General features: G+C 39.5%; 21 protein-coding genes. 9 read left to right on the forward strand and 12 right to left on the reverse strand.

What is annotated here, in order from left to right; translation table 11 throughout:
* Positions 1–101: 101 nt before the first annotated feature.
* From NSMS1_RS31525 to NSMS1_RS31545, 5 genes are all read right to left on the reverse strand, one after another.
* Positions 102–1,376, reverse strand: a complete 1,275-nt coding sequence (locus NSMS1_RS31525) for an HAF repeat-containing protein (RefSeq protein WP_224095687.1) — start codon at positions 1,374–1,376, stop codon at positions 102–104.
* A 170-nt stretch (positions 1,377–1,546) separates the two neighbouring features.
* Entirely contained in the window at positions 1,547–1,897 is a 351-nt protein-coding gene (locus NSMS1_RS31530; protein ID WP_224095688.1) for a hypothetical protein, read from the reverse strand.
* A 140-nt stretch (positions 1,898–2,037) separates the two neighbouring features.
* Positions 2,038–2,448 (reverse strand): hypothetical protein, encoded by a 411-nt coding sequence (locus NSMS1_RS31535; protein WP_224095689.1) that lies wholly within the window; start codon positions 2,446–2,448, stop codon positions 2,038–2,040.
* A gap of 132 nt (positions 2,449–2,580) precedes the next feature.
* On the reverse strand, positions 2,581–3,189 hold the full coding sequence (locus NSMS1_RS31540; RefSeq protein WP_224095690.1) for a DUF4360 domain-containing protein: 609 nt from the start codon (positions 3,187–3,189) through the stop codon (positions 2,581–2,583).
* A gap of 80 nt (positions 3,190–3,269) precedes the next feature.
* Positions 3,270–4,400 carry an FAD-dependent monooxygenase gene (locus NSMS1_RS31545; protein WP_224095691.1) on the reverse strand — a complete coding sequence of 377 codons (1,131 nt, stop codon included), beginning with the start codon at positions 4,398–4,400 and terminating at the stop codon, positions 3,270–3,272.
* 123 nt (positions 4,401–4,523) lie between these two features.
* Between NSMS1_RS31545 and NSMS1_RS31550 the strand changes: the two genes are divergently transcribed.
* The 4 genes from NSMS1_RS31550 (at position 4,524) to NSMS1_RS31565 (ending at position 6,668) form a co-directional block, all read left to right on the forward strand.
* Positions 4,524–5,174 (forward strand): TetR/AcrR family transcriptional regulator, encoded by a 651-nt coding sequence (locus NSMS1_RS31550; protein WP_224095696.1) that lies wholly within the window; start codon positions 4,524–4,526, stop codon positions 5,172–5,174.
* 261 nt (positions 5,175–5,435) lie between these two features.
* Positions 5,436–5,780 (forward strand): hypothetical protein, encoded by a 345-nt coding sequence (locus tag NSMS1_RS31555; RefSeq protein ID WP_224095692.1) that lies wholly within the window; start codon positions 5,436–5,438, stop codon positions 5,778–5,780.
* A gap of 23 nt (positions 5,781–5,803) precedes the next feature.
* Entirely contained in the window at positions 5,804–6,373 is a 570-nt protein-coding gene (locus NSMS1_RS31560) for a GNAT family N-acetyltransferase (RefSeq protein WP_224095693.1), read from the forward strand.
* Positions 6,342–6,668, forward strand: a complete 327-nt coding sequence (locus NSMS1_RS31565; protein WP_224095694.1) for a hypothetical protein — start codon at positions 6,342–6,344, stop codon at positions 6,666–6,668. The genes NSMS1_RS31560 and NSMS1_RS31565 overlap by 32 nt, the downstream gene beginning before the upstream one ends.
* 189 nt (positions 6,669–6,857) lie before the next feature.
* Here the strand turns inward: NSMS1_RS31565 and NSMS1_RS31570 are convergent, their stop codons facing one another.
* Complete coding sequence (locus NSMS1_RS31570; RefSeq protein ID WP_224095587.1) at positions 6,858–8,348, reverse strand: ISLre2 family transposase; 1,491 nt, start codon at positions 8,346–8,348, stop codon at positions 6,858–6,860.
* 207 nt (positions 8,349–8,555) lie between these two features.
* On the opposite strand from NSMS1_RS31570, the gene NSMS1_RS31575 reads away from it, so the two are divergent.
* Positions 8,556–8,711 carry a hypothetical protein gene (locus tag NSMS1_RS31575; protein WP_224095707.1) on the forward strand — a complete coding sequence of 52 codons (156 nt, stop codon included), beginning with the start codon at positions 8,556–8,558 and terminating at the stop codon, positions 8,709–8,711.
* A gap of 41 nt (positions 8,712–8,752) precedes the next feature.
* Here the strand turns inward: NSMS1_RS31575 and NSMS1_RS31580 are convergent, their stop codons facing one another.
* Positions 8,753–9,355 (reverse strand): GIY-YIG nuclease family protein, encoded by a 603-nt coding sequence (locus NSMS1_RS31580; RefSeq protein WP_224095440.1) that lies wholly within the window; start codon positions 9,353–9,355, stop codon positions 8,753–8,755.
* A gap of 61 nt (positions 9,356–9,416) precedes the next feature.
* Between NSMS1_RS31580 and NSMS1_RS31585 the strand changes: the two genes are divergently transcribed.
* A complete protein-coding gene (locus tag NSMS1_RS31585) occupies positions 9,417–9,536 on the forward strand; it encodes a PEP-CTERM sorting domain-containing protein (protein ID WP_224095441.1) in 120 nt (39 codons plus the stop codon).
* A gap of 41 nt (positions 9,537–9,577) precedes the next feature.
* Here NSMS1_RS31585 and NSMS1_RS31590 read toward each other — a convergent pair whose 3' ends face one another.
* Entirely contained in the window at positions 9,578–9,988 is a 411-nt protein-coding gene (locus tag NSMS1_RS31590) for a GNAT family N-acetyltransferase (RefSeq protein ID WP_224095442.1), read from the reverse strand.
* Between the two features lie 412 nt (positions 9,989–10,400).
* Positions 10,401–10,610, reverse strand: coding sequence for a hypothetical protein (locus tag NSMS1_RS31595; protein WP_224095443.1), 210 nt, complete (start codon positions 10,608–10,610; stop codon positions 10,401–10,403).
* 192 nt (positions 10,611–10,802) lie between these two features.
* Between NSMS1_RS31595 and NSMS1_RS31600 the strand changes: the two genes are divergently transcribed.
* The 3 genes from NSMS1_RS31600 (at position 10,803) to NSMS1_RS31610 (ending at position 13,197) form a co-directional block, all read left to right on the forward strand.
* On the forward strand, positions 10,803–11,258 hold the full coding sequence (locus NSMS1_RS31600) for a GNAT family N-acetyltransferase (RefSeq protein WP_224095697.1): 456 nt from the start codon (positions 10,803–10,805) through the stop codon (positions 11,256–11,258).
* A gap of 601 nt (positions 11,259–11,859) precedes the next feature.
* Positions 11,860–13,026: an RNA-guided endonuclease InsQ/TnpB family protein gene (locus tag NSMS1_RS31605; RefSeq protein WP_411908700.1), complete on the forward strand. Its 1,167-nt coding sequence runs from the start codon at positions 11,860–11,862 to the stop codon at positions 13,024–13,026.
* 9 nt (positions 13,027–13,035) lie between these two features.
* A complete protein-coding gene (locus NSMS1_RS31610; RefSeq protein ID WP_224095445.1) occupies positions 13,036–13,197 on the forward strand; it encodes a hypothetical protein in 162 nt (53 codons plus the stop codon).
* Here NSMS1_RS31610 and NSMS1_RS31615 read toward each other — a convergent pair.
* From NSMS1_RS31615 to NSMS1_RS31625, 3 genes are all read right to left on the reverse strand, one after another.
* Positions 13,172–14,666 (reverse strand): transposase gene (locus NSMS1_RS31615; RefSeq protein ID WP_224095446.1). Its coding sequence is split into 2 segments (ribosomal slippage): positions 13,172–13,978 and positions 13,980–14,666, totalling 1,494 coding nucleotides; the frame shifts between segments, so codons are not numbered across the junction. The genes NSMS1_RS31610 and NSMS1_RS31615 overlap by 26 nt on opposite strands.
* A 152-nt stretch (positions 14,667–14,818) precedes the next feature.
* Positions 14,819–16,507: a DUF3854 domain-containing protein gene (locus NSMS1_RS31620; RefSeq protein WP_317986608.1), complete on the reverse strand. Its 1,689-nt coding sequence runs from the start codon at positions 16,505–16,507 to the stop codon at positions 14,819–14,821.
* A gap of 117 nt (positions 16,508–16,624) precedes the next feature.
* Complete coding sequence (locus NSMS1_RS31625) at positions 16,625–17,023, reverse strand: hypothetical protein (protein WP_224095447.1); 399 nt, start codon at positions 17,021–17,023, stop codon at positions 16,625–16,627.
* Positions 17,024–17,412: the final 389 nt, after the last annotated feature.

Genomic DNA, 17,412 nt, shown 5'->3' on the forward strand with positions numbered 1-17,412 from the left:
GCCAGACCCGCACTCTTTCGATAGGGATAGGGATGGGATTAGTTGCGAGGGATGACGATTAGCTGGACATCCAGGAGACCCCCACTGTACCTGTACTTAGGTCAGTGGCGGGTTGTTGACTTATATAGCAGCAGACGGTTTGTTGATATTGCTATAGCCGTAAATATTAGTATAGCTAGACTTAAAGATGACTCAGGTACATCAGTAGAAGAGGCAATAGGTATGAGAAGAAATGCCCGGTTTCTTAAAAGATTACCATCTGGGTCAATAAATTCAGAATTGGTCAGAATTTGCCCAAGATCATTAACTGCAATAGCCGAATTAAGAGTCAAGCCCAGTGAAGAGGTTACTAGCTTATTCAGGTCAAACATTTGACCATTTTCATATAAAAAAGCGCGACGCTCACCATTGGCTGTAGTTGATTCACCAACTACCTTACCTAAATTATTAATGTCATTGGCTGAACTAAATGAGCCACCTAGCGTACCTAAATTACTGGTATTTGTAATTGGACTATTAGGGGCTGTTAGAAAAGCATTAGTTTCACCGTTAGCTGTAGTTGAAAAACCAACAACTTGTCCTAAATTATTAATCGCAGTAGCTTGACTAGTGGAGCCACCTAATGTCCCTAAGTCATCTGTATTTGGGTTAATTGGACTATTGGGTGCAGTACGGAAGGCATGGGTTTGTAAATTGATGTCCCAAGAAGCTCCTACTACTTGACCTAAATCATTGATGTCAGTTGCGGACGTAAATCTAGATCCCAAGGAGGGGCCATCCTTAACAATACCACCGAGTGAACCAATATCATCTGTTGCTTGATTAACTGGACTATTAGGAGCAGTTCGGTAAGAAAATGAACCTAAAAATCGGGAAGATGTCACAACCGCTACTTGACCAGCGTTATTAATACTTTGAGCAAAGCTAAAACTACCAAGACCAAGTTTATCTGTTGCGGCATTGACTGGACTATTGGCAGAGGTTCGGAATGCTTCATATATGTCCCACTCAGGATTACCAAAAGGTATAATGCCGACTACCTGACCTAAATCGTTGATAGCAGAAGGAGAAGCAAACCCACCATTTTGGGGGTCAATATAATCGGTAGTTGGGTTGATAGGACTATTAGCAGCAGTGCGAAAGCCGTGAAATTCTATCTGATTTTCATTCAAGGGATAGTAGTAGCTCGTCAAGCCAGTAACCTGACCTTTATTGTTCAGATCAATTGCACGGATATCTGTTTGTTGAGAAATCAAGTTACCAAGGTCAAGGACAGAGTAAACTGTTGCTGCACTGCTGGGTTGACAAATAGCTATTCCTAGTCCAGTCCATATAAGTGCTGTTAAGCTAGTTTGATAAATACTGCGTAATTTCATATTGAAGAATATATAACTTTTTATAAAAAGCTTTAGGGTTTCTCTACGCAAAACATACTATCCGAGTTGTGCAGTTGTAAATCACACTTTAGTAATATTACTGAAACCCAAAACTAAATACTAATGCCCTTGACATACTCATTGACATTCCACGTCAGTAAATAGTCAACTTAAACAGTATCATCCATCCAACCACAGTCTGCACAATCCCAATGCACCCGTGTTGTATAATCATGTTCAAACTTAGCGCCGCACCCAGGACAAAACCCAGTAAACATTGGATGCCAGTCAAGTAACTCTAACTGTTGCTCTTGTGTCCATCTTTGGCGCGGCTGTAGAATTAACTCGCCGTTGTAGTAGGTTGCACCAACTGGATGCCAAAGTTCTTCTATTTGGGCATTGGGTTTGGATCTAAAATCAATGCAATTATTAGCATCTACCCCATCTAGATGAACAGCACAGACAAGGTATGGGTTATGGGCATAGAAAAGACAGTTATCGCAATCAGGGATTTTAGGCATACTTCAGTTATACACCTAACTTTTGTTCGTAAATTCATATATGCAGCAAATTATATAGAAAGTATTACTTTTGATTTTAAAAAGTTGATAGTGGCTAAGTGCAATGAGCCATTTACGCCCATTATTTCATTACCCTTATCTCAATTAAGCTCATTACGATTAGGTGTAGGTAATTGCATGACCTCAGAAAAGCGTGAATACTTAACTTCATCTGTAGGAGGATAATCTGCCGACACAGCAATTAAGCCAACTTTGATATCCTCGAAATAAATCACACCGCCAATACGTTGTTCAGCCCAGAAAGGGGCATGGAAAAAACCATACTCTGCAATGTAGATGGGTAAAAAGCCAGTAATCTTGATTACCCTGCCAAAAATTTGCTCTCCGGTTTTGTGGATGACAGCATCTAGGTATTCATTATATTTAGGCTCGCCCAGTTCAATAAATTCAGGATCATCCGCAAAATAATCCATATAAAACGACCAGATAACAGATAAGTCTGCTTCAAGAGTCAGTTTCTGCTTAAGTTCCTGGAATTGGTCGATGTTCATAATGGATAATGTTGATGAGGTGGGACGAGCAGACCGCACTGTTAAAAATCTATCATGAGCATATCTTTAAATTGGAATTATCACCTAACTTTTGTTTGTAAATCATATATGCAGCAAACTATACAAGAAGTATTACTTTTTACATTGACGGTATTTAATGTAATAAACTAAACCACGTTGAGTCAGATCAAATGAGTCAACAGTTGCTATACCTTGACCACTGGCGGTCATTGCAGCATTCACCTGCATATTTACACTATTACCACAGGCTGACCACGCACCGCCCATAGTCACTAATTTGTCTCGAACGTTGTAATCAGTTTCACCTCTAAACGTTTTAGAAAAAATAGAGCCACGCTGACCAGCAAAAAAATATTCTACTCTTAATCTTCCTATTGTGTCAGGTGCAATATATCCTCGATAGTCAACATTATAGATAGAAATTTGAAAGCCTTGAGGTACTTGAATAGGAATACTAAAATTACAGTTTTTGTGTGATTCGTCTGCTTGATTTCCTAGAGCTACAAATTGAGCAAATAAAATACTTAACTCCTGACCATCGGGACTAACGCTGACACTAGCAGAGCCTTCAGGACAACCATTACCCCCATATTCTTCGCCTCTAATTTTAACTTTATCCTTAGCAAAACATGGTTCAATAAAGAAAGTCACTAATATAGTAGAAATCAGAAAAGCTGGGGCGAATTTAAGACATTTATTTGGAAAGTTTTGATGATTCATGCTGTTGTTTAATGAAAAAGCTGTTGATGCTTATCCAAATTTGTTCGGTGGTTCTGCACCTGCTTGAAATCTACAAGCAATTAAGCGCGGTAAGCGTGGATAGACTTAAAACCATTACTAATTGCAGAACCCATTATCTTCATAACCAGATTACGAAGTCCCACAGTGAGAGGATGCTTCAATTCGCCCATTTTGGCAGAGTGTAAAGATTGCTCAACAATCATCTTAGTGCGTGGAAAACGCGCAGATTCATAGTGCTTAAAAGCAATACTGGGATCTGTGTGTAGTTGTAAGCATTGGGCAATCACATAGGCATCTTCTAAAGCTGTACAAGCGCCTTGCCCCATAGTAGGTAGCATAGGGTGGGCAGCATCACCAAGTAAAGTAATATTTCGCTGGCTCCAAGGTTGTTTGGGTGGGCGGTCATATAAGTCGGTAGTCAAAATATTCATTGGTTCGGTAGCAGCAATTAATTCTGGAATAGCTCTAGGCCAATCTTGATACATCGTTTCCAGTTGTTTGGAAAAACAAACTGGGGTGTTTGATTGTTTGATTGATGACTTTGCGGCTGCATACCAATACATCTTTTCTTCTCCAAGCATCATAAAACCGAATGCTTTGCCGCGTCCTAAAAATTCGTGAATATAGCCAGGGCGGTAGTCTTTGGGAACACGATTGGTCAAACCGCGCCAAGTTTGAAAATTTCGGTAAATAGGAGGCTCCAAACCTAAAATAGCGGCTCTGACTCGTGAGTGCAAACCATCTGCACCAATCAAAGCATCTGCTTCAACCGCTAAACCTGAACGAAAGTAGGCAACAACTCGATTATTTTGATGCTCAAATCGCTCAAGAGTTTCTCCGAGAATAAATTTATCAGCTGAGACATTGCACCACAATAACTGATGTAGTTTGGCGCGATGAATGCCAATCACAGGTAACTCATAATTATCGAGCGTGATGTTGACTAATTCTTTACCAGATTGAGAATTAAATTGATAGTTTGTGATTACACAACCAACCTCTAATGCCTGAGCCAATAAACCTAACTGCTTCAAAATATGGGTAGCATTAGCCCACAGCGCAATCCCCGCACCAACTTCACGCAACTGTTTAGTTCGCTCGTAAACAACAGGCTCAATGCCAGCACGATATAGGGACAAAGCTGTTGCTGCACCACCAATCCCACCACCAATAATGATTACTTTTGTCATGATCGTTTATCGACAGACTTGTCAGTTGATAAATCCTATCTAACAGCTTTTAGCAGCAATCGTCAACTGACTATTCAGTCAGTAAGAGGTATACTAATTGATAAGTTTTGTGATGTAATTGCAGTGACGTATAACAAGGGTGACAAGATAAACAACTCTAAAAAGCCAGTCAGAGATGCTGAGGTAACTAAAGCTGTAATTTTAAAAGCAGCGCAAGAGGAATTTGCTCAATTAGGTTTAACCGCAGCCCGAACCGAAGCGATCGCCGCTAAGACAGGGGTTGCAAAATCGATGATTTATTACTACTTCAAAGATAAAGAAGGTTTGTATCGAGCGGTCTTGGAGCAAACGCACGCCGAGCTTTTGCAGACTCTTGAGAATTTGGAGACACAAAACTTACCAGCCGAACAGGCATTAGAAAAATTTCTCACAGCATTACTAGATTGTGTATCAAATAACCCAAAACTTCCCGCTATCATGTTTCATGAGTCCGTGCAAAACCAGGGGAAGTATTATCAACACAGTAGTTCGGTAAGCATTGATACTATCTTAATTTCAATTTTGCAACGAGGCGTGGAAGAGGGCAGTTTTCGTCCACTTGATCCGTTTGGGTCGGCAATTAATATCATGGGAACTTGCTTGTTTTATTTTATTGGAGCAGGAAACATCAAGCACTTTCCCCAAGGTAAACGGCTTTTGAGCAAGGCAATGCTGAAAAGCCACGCACAGGAAGCGATCTCTCTTATACTAGCTGGGGTGAGAAAATCTTCTTAGCACTCATTTGAAAGCTGATTTTCTTTAACCTGACTCCACATCCCAACACCAGCAGCGATCATCTTCTATCCCCAATGGATGAACGTTATAAATGGGGTGGGGGCCATGAGAATATAGGAGGCAGCGATTACAATCTGGAATCTTCAGCATATTATTAGTTATATACCAAGCTTTTGTATTTAAGAATAGCTCTATTGATCCCAGTAAAATTTATACAGTTTCCGGCTCAGAAATGCCTTTTGCTAGAGAGAACAATCAATCATGTCTGGAGCAGAAACAACTAAAAAACTGCCATATCATGTTTTTGATGGTGGCATATCTGTTTGCAAAGAAAGCCACGACGAGGAAGGAGATTGGTATCCACCGTTTATCTTGCCCTATTTCTGGAAAGATAACGCACTTTGGGTAAGCCGCTCCTTACCAGAATTGGGTTATGAAAAAGCAATTCCGATTAATTCAAATACGAGATTTCCTAAGCATACTGATTTTTTCATAGTTTTAGGAGTAGTATTGTGTGGTTATGCCAAGGTAGACGGTTATATGCCAGTATTTCTCGAACAACTCCAAGGAGATGAGGCGATACTTTGGCGGTTATGGGATAACTAATCTTTGGATAAAGTAGAAAAATTGTGGATGATTTTCCAACTTTAAGAACACAACGACTGTTATTGCGCCAAGAAATACCAGATGATGCTGGTGCAGTCTTAGCAGTGTTTGGCGATCCAAAAGTCACTCAATTTCATGACCTGGATACATTTAGTTCGATTGAGGAGGCAATTGCCCTGATTGAGCGTCGGACAAAAAGATTTGAAATTGGGCAAGGAATACGATGGGGAATTGCACGTCAGCTTGACAACGTTGTAATTGGTTCGTGTGGGTTTACATGGGATAAACAAGCGCAATCTGCTGAAATAGGTTATGAACTCAACAGTGCTTATTGGCAACAGGGGATCATGACAGAAGCATTGCAGGCGATTCTACAGTTTGGATTTTTAAAATGTAGTTTACAGTTTGTAACTGCCGAAGTAATGATGAATAATACCGCTTCAAAAAAGCTATTGTGCAAATTAGGTTTTCAAAGCCAGGGTGTATTTGAACAGCGTGGATTTTGGAAAGGACAACATCATGATTTAGAGCAATTTATACTACTCAGGAGCGCAGAGCGGTATGACTTCAACCACCAGAACAATTACGATTAATGTGCAGGCTGGCGAGAATAATCAGTATATTTGTGAGTTATTGTCCCCTATTGAGTCAAGCTCAAAGGAAATTCGCTGCTGTGGACAAAGTGAAGAACACGCCATAGCTATTGCATTGGAGCAGTTAGCCAGCCAATATCGTCAGATTGTTGAGGAGAAACAAAGTATCGATTGGGAAACAGTAGAGCGTTCTTCTACGGGAGAGCCAATTCAAAAGCGTTACCATGTAATTCGGGAGCAACGCGATTTTGTGAAGTCGGATCAAAATCAAGCGATCGCTAAAAATCATACTTAATTTAATAGTGATTTTATTTACAAATAAAATATTGATTTACACGAAAAATCATCTTGATGAGATATCTCAAAAAGATTGCTAGCAAGTCATTTGAGGATTATTTCCAAAAATCTCTGCAACAAGTCTTTGATACTTAGTATCAATTACGGCAGAAAATAAATTGAAGGCAGAATTAAAGTATAAAATTTATCAACCAGTTTGGGGTTTGATAAAAGAATTAAAGATAGAATCACAAAAATTATCCCAACTTTTAGCTATCCATTGACAACGCAGATGTAACATAATTTCTGCATTATTTTGTAACCAAAACTTACTGTTTCCTTTCATGCGTAAATTAACAACTTGACGAATTAAACTTTCAACTGCACCACTACCGAGAGGTAATTTTCGAGCTGCAACTTCGTTATATTTTAAAAGCCTCCTTCTATACGCTTTTAAAATATAATTTCGCTCTCTTACCATAATTTTACAGCGCTCTCCTGTTGCCTCGGAAATAAATTCACCCATATTTCTCATTAAATCTAGTGCCTGACCTTTCTTTAAAATTTTCCGAGATTTTTTAAACCAGGATTGACGCTCATTATCTGTACTAAAAGCGGCATCAGCAAAATCTTGTAAATGTGATGCTGCGTGATAAAAGTCTAATAATTGATAAGTTTCAAGTGGGCATTTTAATTTTTTTAGTAAAAGAGGAATGTGTATCCATATCCACTCTGCACCATCAGCAATCAATAACACCTGCTTGGCTTCACTTATACCCAAATTTACTAAATACATCTCTAAAATTTTGAGGAATTCTTTATAACCTGAATATGTGCCATCATTCGTAATAGGTATTGTCGATGTCCTAATTTTTTTACCTTCTTCATTTACTACATAAATTGTTAGTAACTTTGGCTCCATCCATTCACCAACAAAGCCATGACGGTTTGTTTTCTTACTGCGTCTACCTTTTTTATTAAACCTAATTTTAGTTCTTCCACCATCTACAGCGATTACAACTCGTTGGCCTTTGAGAACATTACTATTAGATAAGTGGTTCATCTCCAGATTTAATATTTTTGATTGGCGTAGATTAATACCAATTTCACCAAAAAGGTAAGTCAGGCGTTCGATTCGTTTTAAACTAACATTTATTCCCCAATCCGTTAGCGTCGAACGTGCTGCATCGAAAGAACTAGCGATCGCACCATATTTTGCGATTATTGACCAGACTAGAGGGGTAATACCTTCAGACATCCCTAGCCACTTTAAAAACGGACAAAATCCTTGATTTGAAGTTTTTATTTTTGGCTCATTGAGCAGAGGATTATCAGATTCTTTACTTGTGGGATTCCGTTCAAGTACATAAGGTAAAGTTAAAGTTACTTCGACGTTTCCAATTGTTACTATTTTTCGCTTTTTAGAACCATGTTTTTGTGTATTTAAATTTCTCCATCCCTGTGTTTGACTAACAGAATAGTTTAGGATTTTTGGGGATACGGAAAGATTATATAATAAAACAGCTATACATTGACCTGCTAAAATCATTGCCTGTTCTCTAATTTCTTTTTCTCGTTCTCTCAGCTTTTTTCCATCCCACTCTGTGATATTTGTAAATTCTAAAAGTTTTGTGACCTGTAAGTGAAAACTTTTAACTGACTTGTTTAAATCAAGAGTTGCACTTATATTTTTTGCCATAAAAGGTAGACGTTAAAACTCTGGAAAGATTACTTAACCGGAATCCTACCTTGTTTTTGACCTTTATAAATTTTTGCACACATCACCAGACTTGAAATTGGTTGATAGCTTACGTATTAATACGGCTTCTAATATAAGAAATATTTTTTAGTACTGAAGAAAGTTGTTAGCGATCGCTGGTTTTTGATCCCACCTCACCAAATCGCGTTGCTCCCTGTAATTCTGCATTATGAACGCATTAGAAAAGCCGAATCTAAATTTGACGCTTTGCAAGACACACTGCTAGGAAATGCAGTGGTTGAAAACGCCAAGGTTAACTTAATTGAGATTGATAACGATCTGCCAATCCAGCCAATAACTTAATAACCTAATCATTTTCTAGTTTGCTCAGAAAACCAGCTGCTTTACTTAAACGGTTGCCCCCATAACTCCCAGTTTTCTTTGTTGAACGGGGAGCGCCACTTCAAAATCAGACTCAACTCCAACTGCTGCCGCGCTCGACGCTCAACAGGCGCATCCCACCAAAAACCAATGTTAACGCCTGTCTCCATTTGGTAGCGATAATGTAGGTCTTGGTAACTGCTAATGTAATGCTTGCAATCATGAGTTCCACGCCAACGTTTATTGCTTCGTTTGGTTTCCCCGACATAAAGCAACAGGGAAGCAGCAGAATCAATGACAAAGTACAAAGCGGCTTGTCCGAAATCATCAGGCATCCGGTAAAATGCCATTGGTTGTAAATGCAACGTGAACGGATCTATCGCTTCTGGGTCACAGTGTGTTGGTGTCAGGTCAAACAGTGTAGCCTGCGGAGGTGATTGGTTTGCCCTCACCCGTTGCTGATGAGTCAGTATGCGCGATTTCCACCTTTGTAAAGCATCAGCACTCATCAGCAGTGTGTCTGCTTTACTGCTGTAGTTGGGCTTAATTGCAGTGTTGGCGAAGAGATTGAGTTGCTGGGGTTCCAATGGCGTTGGCTGAATGCGACCAGAGCTATAATAAAGCATCACGGTTGGAAAAATGCAACAGAAACAGTGCAAAAATCTATTGTCCGCGCTCACAAAGAATATGTCATTCCGCACTCCTCAAACAGTACCAGAACCAGCAAATACAGCAGCGTTAATTGGTTTAGTTTTTACTGGAGCGGCTTTATTGCTGCAACATCGTCGTCGGTTTAATAATCATTAATGTAATTTTGATATATATGTGCTGTAACCGAACAAGCACAGTTAGTTATATTTATACATAAATTCAAATTTATCTGTAGCAGATGTAAAGCCCCAACGTTCATAAAAAGGTATCATTTCTGGCAAACAATAAAGAGTTAACTGTTCAACAGTAATTAGTTGGGGATGATGAATAATTGCATTAAGTAATTTAGCACCAAGACCTTGATCTCTATGGGTAGATTTAATAATTACATCATAAATAGTTGCTCTATAAACAAAGTCAGTCAAGACGCGAGTAAAACCAATCAAGTGTTCATCTTTATCTATCAAAGCAATAACGATGTTAGAAGAATTAATCATTTTGACAACATCTGGATATGTTCGCCCTTTACTCCAAAATTCATGTTGGTATAACTCCACTAACTCTAGAATTTGATTTTTAGTTAATTGATGCACTATGGTGTAATTCATCTGCAATAAAGACTAAAGATACTTTCTTGTTAATGTTACAAAACAACTATAGAAAACATTAATCCTTTAAGATTTTGGCAAATTGGCATCCAATATCTTGCTATTGCAGTTTCAATTGCAATAAAGACTAAAGATACTTTCTTGTTAATGTTACAAAACAACTATAGAAAACATTAATCCTTTAAGATTTTGGCAAATTGGCATCCAATATCTTGCTATTGCAGTTTCAATAGGGATATCAAAACACCGGGAAGACCAAGAAGTTGTACGAGACGGACGGCGGTACTTTTTGCGAGATCCCCGTGGATGCCAGTTGCATGAGTGTTGTTGTCACTACGTAATTAGCACTTGTTCGAGTAGGAGCAACTGGCTCCAAATGCAACCAAAACGAATAACTTTGTCGAAAACGATGTTAATTGTCTAATAAACTCATCAGCGACTGAAATTCTGGGTCTGGCGCATCTGACAATTGAGCGCGTAGCTCAACAAGTTGTTCTGTTAATGCTTGAGCCACGTAACTCATTCCAGATTCTTGAGCAATCTTAAGTTGGGTTTCCTTAATACGAATTTTCTTGAGTAGTTCGTCTACAGCATTAATTGAGTCACACTCAGGAAATATCATAGACTTTAGACCTCTTAAAGCTTAGGGAACTAATGTAAGTTGCTGTTTGAGTAAATTTTTAGCAATGATTATATATGCAACGAACCGATAAATTTAATTCTCCTGATTAAGTTTGGTAAACTAAGGACTGACAAGTCTATAGCGTTTACCTTGGTCAAGAAAGTTTCTTAATCAATTGAGGAGATGAATCAATTGCAAATCCGCGAAGATGACCTCACAGGTGAAAAGATTGCTGACCTTCTGCGGGAATATCTAGAACATATGTATGAGATCACACCGCCACAGAGCGTCTATGCTCTTGATTTAGAAGCATTGCGTTCATCTGATATTACTTTCTTTTCGGCTTGGGAAGCAGAAGAATTACTTGGCTGTGGGGCATTGAAGCAATTAGATTGGAGAACTGGTGAAATTAAATCAATGCGTACTGCCAAAGCTCACCGTCGTAGAGGTATTGCCTCAAAGATTCTAGAACACATTATCAAAGAATCACAAAGGCGTGGTTACGAATACTTGAATTTGCAAACAGGGTTTTTGCCTGCGTTCGCCCCAGCACAAGCCTTATACACCAAGTATGGTTTTCAGTACCGAGGGTCATTTGGGGATTACAATAATGACCCAAACAGCGTATTTATGACAAAAAAGCTCTAGTATTGGCTATTCCAAAGAGCTTTTGGTATAGTCTTAAGTAAAATCTTCATAAAAGTATCATCAGGAGAGATTGCTACTGCTTGTTCTGACTCTAGGCACATGTTTTTGCTTAAGGATGATCGGAACATAGCTACAAGCAAACCTTAACTCCTAATATAAGTATTAATGAACACAACAAATTTAGACGAATCCGGTTTTGGGATGAGTAATGAAGATTGGGTTAACTTAGCTGAATCAAAAAGAAGCCTCTCGCTCACTGCGCGCTTCAGGAGCGATGAGATGAATTTTTGGGCAATGACTAATTGACCCACAAGCGATTTAATTCGTAGGATTTATAGGGCAGGGGTCGAGGAAGCATTGCCATTTTAACGTAAGAGCAAATCTACGAAATCTTCTATTACCTGAGTCATGGTTTTATTGTTTTGAGCAGAGTAGAACTGCAGGTTGTTCAGTCTAAGCTCTGACTAATACTCTGAATTTTAATCCTTTTTTTCAGGACTGCCTAGAGAATGTCTTTACATTTTTGTTATTATATTTGTAGGTCGAAAAACCAAGAATAGTTATGCGAATTTCATACCAATACAAAATCAAACCTACTGCATTGCAAGCAGAAAAAATTGACAAGATGCTGGAAATGCTACGCTGTCAGTACAATTATCTCCTTGCTCAAAGATTTGAATGGTATGAAATGAATCGCTGTCCAATTGATAGATGTCCGTTAATCTGTCACCTACCAGAATTAAAAGAGCAACCCAACTACTACAACCAGAAAGCATCTCTTACTCAACTCAAAATAAGTAGACCTTGGTACAAAGAGATTTACTCACAGGTGCTACAGGAAGTTCCAAAAAAAGTTGAATTGGCTTTTGATAGATGGTTAAAAGGTGATGTTAATAGGAAAAAGTCTGGTAAACCTAGATTCAAGGGAAAAGGGCAATATAAAACTTTTACTTACGCCCAATTCAAACACCATCACTTCGTTAACAACAAAATCACGTTGTCAAAAATTGGGGAAGTTAAGGTAATTGTTCATCGTCCAATACCTGATGGATTTGATATTAAAACCGTATCTGTTACCAAGAAATCTGATGGTTATTATGTTACCCTGAGCCTTGACGACAAAACAGTTACAACTGTTAAGCCTGATTTCAATCCTGCAAACATTGTTGGTATTGATGTTGGCTTAATTGATTTCTATGTTGCCTCAGACGGTAATAGAATTGCTGCACCAAAACATCTACGGAAAGCTGAACGTAAATTAAAATCGGCACAGCGTAAAGTATCCAGACGTAAAAAAGGTTCTAATCGCTGTAAAAAAGCTATTCAAAAACTAGGTAAACAGCACAAAAAAGTTGCTGATAGTCGCAAAGATTTTCATTTTAAAACAGCAAAACTATTACTTGATAAGTACGATATCGTAGCTGTAGAAAAGTTGAATGTCAAGGGATTAGTTAAAACAAGATTGGCTAAAAGCATTCATGATGCTGGGTGGAGTCAATTTGTAACTATACTTTCAAACAAAGCCGAAAACGCTGGTTTGAGAGTAATAGTTGTAAATCCAAACGGTACTAGCCAAGAATGTTCTAGCTGTGGTCACAAAGTCAAAAAGCTGTTATCTCAAAGAATGCACAATTGTCCTAATTGTTATACAAGTTTGTGCAGGGATTTAAATGCCGCTATCAACATAAAGAACCGTGGGACGCACGGTCTTAAAGCTCAATTAATGTCTTCGCGCGAAGAGTCATTGAGAAGCCCACACTCACCCTGAAAGGGGAGTATGTGGAGTACGTCACGAAAATCTGATGCTTGGGAGGGAAAACCCAAAGCACCACCAGAGCATGATACTGAAGCTGCGAGTATGTATGAACTCGGTTACAGTGAAGGGGAGATTAAAACTAGTGTGGTAAAACTTACTAGAGAAGACGACTCTCTAAATTAGCCAAGTAACCCTTGGGGTCTCGGCGAAATCGATACTGTTCAATTCTGGCTTTGTGGTGTTTTTGCAATTGAGAGCGTAATTCGAGCCAAGTAACGATATCAACTTGTGCTAAATCAGATGCGGTAAAAGAACGAAGTTTAGTAGCAATGGCACAAGCAAGTTTGACAGAGCCACGAATAACAAGGGATGAGGGAGCAACCTTACGACCAGTACAACGACGTTGATGATGACGTAGCATACCAAAAGCGTGTTCTAAGTCATTATTAGTTCTAGGAAAATCTTCAATTTCGTAACAATGAAAAAGTCCAGACCAGTAGTTATTGGTGGTTTTTATAAAGTTATCGATTGCGGTGTTCAATGTGCCAGCTTTCTGCTTTTGTTGGGACATTTGAGTTAACAGTTGCTGATAACTTTGTTTGACACCAGCAGCATCAAGACCTATTTTATTATTGAGAATATTACTAGCTTTATCAACCCACCCATATGCAACCCTCACAGGTGAAAATAAAGATGCAGTCGCAGATAATCCCTTAGCTAGAAGGTGTTTTAGATTGACTAAAGGTGGTGGTAAAGCACTTCTTTTTTCCATCCGTTCTAAGCTTTGTTCTATCAAAGTCAAATTTTCTTGTAACTTTAACCCTGATGCTTCTAAGGGTGGATGACCATCATTGGTTATAGAACTACGGACTGCCGAGCAATAATCTTCAATAATAGTCACCAAATCCTGATCTTCATTGGTAACACTACGTTCAATTTCTCGTAATCCTCTAACTTTTTTTTTTCAATTCCTTTTTTGCATGTCTATCCGCCTCATATATGGGTTTAATAGCTTCTTTCAGGTAATGGTAATGACATAAACCATGAGCAATACTAGGTAATGCTAACCCAACAGCTTTGCGAATTGATTGTTGCCCATCACTAACAACTCCATCAATTGGTACATTTAGGCTATTAGTTACTTCTAGTAATAGCGTCACTAAATCTTCATTTCTTGATGATAATAAGGTTTTAGCAAGTAAGATTTCTCCAGATAAGCAATCTCGAATTACCCATAATACCTCATGTCCAATTTCTGGCTGCATCCCGTCGATCGCTAATATTACCCGTCCTTGATTAGCCATTATGGCTTTTAACCTAGTGTGGTCTTTTAACCATAAAGAAAGTAACTCGTCATATCTGTCAATTAAGTGCGTGACCGTTCGTTGACTTATACATATACCTTTTAATTCAAGGTGAGCGTGTATTTGGGGAACGCTTCTATGTTCCTGATAGCGTAATGCTCCTATATAAGCAATCACATCCAAACCAAATTCGTTTTGTGGTAGAGCTAAAGAACCTTCTTGCTCTGGTCGATACACTTTTTTGTACAAGAAACATGACTTATTTTGACATCGACGAATTTTTAGCTGTAATTCTACTACCCCATTTAACGTTCTTATATGTCGAGGATTATTGTATTCATTCCACATTGCTTGACCGCACGATGGGCATTTTTTTTGAATACAATCGAGTACTTTAAACGATGTTGCCTCTGGTTTTAGACTTTTTCTTGCCAAGTTTTTGCGCCATTATTTCGCTACAAGGTCAAGATTACAGCATTTCCGCTCTTCTCTAGTAAGTTTTACCACGCTAGCTTTTTCTTCTTACCCCTCCGTCTTTGCTGTTCTATTTCATTCAAAGCGCGTTCTAATTTTTTGATGAATCGTTTACTATCGCTGACGACAATCGGCTTCAGACCAAGCATCAACTGAAGATGAATTTGAGCAACGATGGCGCTGCTGTCTTCGCCCTCGTACCAGTAGACTTGGCGATCGCCTGAGCGATATTCATTCTTGATAATGTAGGGCTTCTCGCCTTCTGGTCGCATCGCTCTGAAGAAGTCAATGGTCAAATCGTCTAAATGAGCATCAGCCAAAACAACAAGCTTGGCATTGTACACCAGATACTCCAACACTTCGAGGATAAGCCCACGGTGTTCTTTACAGGTTTTCGACTGGAGCAAATGGGCGAGATACTGACATGCTTCATCTATAAAGATGACATCATAAGCCCGTAAATCATTCGCCATCTTATACAATGAGTCTACGGTGATGCTGAGAGCCTGGACTGTTGCCCAATCGCCGCAAGCGATCGCTGAATACATAGCAGTAAGCAGGCGATCGCTGAGGTTTTTCAGCAAGCTCACCCGATGCCCATTGTTCAAAAAGCTCAAGTCTGGGTTATCTCTTCGGACGATAGACATAAGCTCGGTTTTGCCCGTCCCCATATCTGAGGCTAGACCTACTAACCCGGACTGGGGTAAAGAGCCAATTACTTGGGAGAGGTAACGAGTATTAACGGTGACATTGGGCTTATACTTATGCAACCCTCTAGGCTTTTTATAGAAAAACCTCTGATGATATTCTTGGAGGGTGAGAGCATCAGCAATCATCGCTGATACAGCCTTGTCTGCTTTTTTACCTAACGCTACCACCCAGTCATCGATGCCTTTTTCTGGCCCTGGCAATAGAGCAATAGCACACTCACAACCAGTGTCTTGGATAACATGGGCTGTACGACGTGTGGCTTGAAAGACTTGTAGTTGGGTTTTGGGTTTAGTCTCGTAGTCAAACAGGATGATGAATTTACGACCCGGTTGAGCCATTGGTACTAGGTCGGGATGCAAGCGCTCAAAGTCTTCCTTGCCGACACGGCCATTCCAGATACCGGGAAGTGCGATCGCAGCATACCCCAGAGATAATAAACAAGCCGCCTTCTTCTCACCCTCGGTAAGAATAATTGGAATTTCCGGGTGTGCCATCACCCAAGCCCAAAAGCCCAATGCTTCACCTTCTTGGGTAATCACGATGTTCTCTGGCATCGGCACGTCATAGCGCAGAGATATTAACTGCCAGATATGCAAGGGAACACGGAAATATGTGACGCGGTTAGGTGTTTTGGGTGGGGACTCGTATTTTATGGGCTTAGAGGACGAGGGAAGGTCGCTTGTAAATTCTCCCCCAGATCCTCTACTCCTTTCCCCCTCCCATTCCAGTCGCGGACAATCTGGCTTTGCCCGTCCCCAGTCCATCGGTTGCCAGTCGTTGAGCGGGTCAAGTCCACTGACCCACCATACTCTGGTAATGTGGGCGTATAGTCGTAAATAACCATCTCGTAGTCGTCCGTCATTGCGTCGGGCGGTTTGGGGTAGCGCGTATAGTAAATATTCGTATATTTCTTCTCCTAAGAGCGATCGCACATTCAGCAAAATCAATTCTTCATCAACGCCACTATTGAGCCATTCTTGCAGATGATGAGTTTCGAGATTCATATTCCCCCCGATAGGCGCATGAAAACGGAGCGACACATAGCCTCGTGTGCCGCTTAAGAAATACTGATGATGTTGCTAGTACAAAACTGCTAACAAAGCTGAGTAATAAACGAGTTGTTAATCGTAATCATGAACAACTAACAACTGAGGATTTGGTAGAACAGTATGAGTAAGTCGGGTAAATTCCGTGGAAAACTCAGACCATTTGTGTTCGGCATTAGCAAATGCTACAGATGCTACCTCTCGTAAATAAGCTTCGATATTGGCAGCAGGGAAAGCTGTATAGTTGATGATGTAAGAAATAGATTCCCATCGCCCATTCGGTAATCGCTTCTCATACAGATTGCCGTCATTATCTGCAACAAAAACTCCTATCCATCGCACTTTAGATTCGTATTGGCGTTTAATATCTAGTTGGTAAATTAAATCCTCTACTTCATCTGAATCTAAAACATGAGAAATATCTTCATTAGGTAAAATGCCCCAAACATAGGCTATATAAAATCCTTGTCCCATCAGTGTTAATTCCTTTGCTTAAAGTAATAATTGGCTAAACCATTTCCCTGTGGTGTGTGGGCAGAAGGTTAGTTTAATTCTTGTGCTAACGATGAGAGTAAATTTGCTTAAATTCTGGCAAAATGTCCTTACTCTATTGGCAAGTGTTTAAGTAGATTCTTATTGGTAGTTGAAGCGTTATTTGTAATGCGGTTGCTGTTTATTTGTGAGTTTGTACGGTTTTAGCTCTAGTTCTGTTTATGGATACAGAAAGTTTTAATTGCTCCCAACTTCTATATTTCTACAGATAGTGATCCAGATATTGCTCTAATGATTTTCTATACTCTCAAATCAATTTGTTGCTTTTTTGGCGATTTTGAGTGGCTGGAATCACTTGTAAATTAGCTGGA

It is taken from the genome of Nostoc sp. MS1, assembly GCF_019976755.1.
GTDB lineage: Bacteria > Cyanobacteriota > Cyanobacteriia > Cyanobacteriales > Nostocaceae > Trichormus.